Source organism: Pseudomonas extremorientalis (assembly GCF_001870465.1).
In the GTDB taxonomy this organism is placed as follows: Bacteria; Pseudomonadota; Gammaproteobacteria; order Pseudomonadales; family Pseudomonadaceae; genus Aquipseudomonas; species Aquipseudomonas extremorientalis.
Genome location: NZ_MDGK01000050.1, coordinates 1 through 446, shown reverse-complemented (window position 1 = coordinate 446; position 446 = coordinate 1). Strand labels below are relative to the sequence as shown.

At 60.0% G+C, this 446-nt stretch carries 1 protein-coding gene; it reads left to right on the top strand.

Annotated features, from left to right (window positions below):
- The coding region (locus tag BFN10_RS19100) for an RHS repeat protein (protein ID WP_139221117.1) at positions 1–446 on the top strand (446 nt) is incomplete at both ends.

Below are 446 nucleotides of genomic sequence, written 5' to 3'. Positions count from 1 at the left end.
TGGGCCAGTTTCTCGCAGATGGACACGCGTTATGCCTGGGATGACAACGGCCAGGTCACGGTGTTTAACGCCGATGGCAGCCAGGAAGTCTACGTGCATGACCAGCGGGCGCGGCTGGTGCAGCGGGTCGATCCGGATGGCGCCGAGCATTTCAACTCCTACGATGACAGAGGCCGGCTGACGGTTGAGCAGGACCCGCTCGGGGCGATCACGGCGTATCAGTACGACGAAGCCGGGCGCTTGGTGGCGGTGTTTCCGGGGGACGATGAGCCGACGACCTACGAGCATGATAACGGCTTCGTACGNGTTGTAAGGCGGGGTCAGGCGGTTTGGAAGTATGAGCGCAATGATCAGGGCGATGTAACGCGCAAGACCGATCCAGACGGTCACGTTACCGATTACACCTACAACAAATACGGACAGCTGATTGGGGTTTGGTACCCGGA